The 515-nt window shown below is 53.6% G+C and carries 1 protein-coding gene; it reads left to right on the top strand.

From position 1 onward, the window contains the following. Window positions 1–515: IS3 family transposase (locus ABI582_RS28675; protein WP_442120991.1), on the top strand; the 515-nt coding region annotated here is incomplete at both ends.

Here is a 515-nt window from a genome sequence, read left to right on the forward strand (position 1 = left end):
CAGGTAATCAAGCTTTTCAAGGCGTCACGAGGCTCCGCAGGCTCACGCACGTTGATGCAGGAAATGCGGCGTGAAGGCCATAAAATCGGGCGTTACAAAGTGCGTGCTCTTATGCGTGAAGCTGGTCTGGAATGCCGGCAACGAAGGCCGCACCGGTATCGGTCATCGGGCACGGAAGCACTGATTGCGGAAAACCAGCTGAAGCGAAACTTCAAAGTTTCGACGATCAATGAGGTTTGGTGTGGCGATGTGACTTACATCCAGGTTGGCAGACGTTGGCTCTATTTGGCCGCAATAATCGACTTGTACGCACGCCGAGTTGTGGGCTGGGCATTCTCAATGACTGCCGATGCCAGATTGGCCTGTGACGCGCTGCGTATGGCGTCTGAGTCCAGAGGTAAACCTGCAGGGGTGATGTTTCATTCAGATCAAGGTTGTCAGTACACCAGCCATAAATTCAGGGCTGTGCTTGAAGAGTGCAGCTTGAAACAGAGCATGAGCCACCGTGGCCAATG

Source organism: Pseudomonas sp. SAS7, assembly GCF_052112345.1.
GTDB classification, from domain to species: Bacteria; Pseudomonadota; Gammaproteobacteria; order Pseudomonadales; family Pseudomonadaceae; genus Aquipseudomonas; species Aquipseudomonas putida_Q.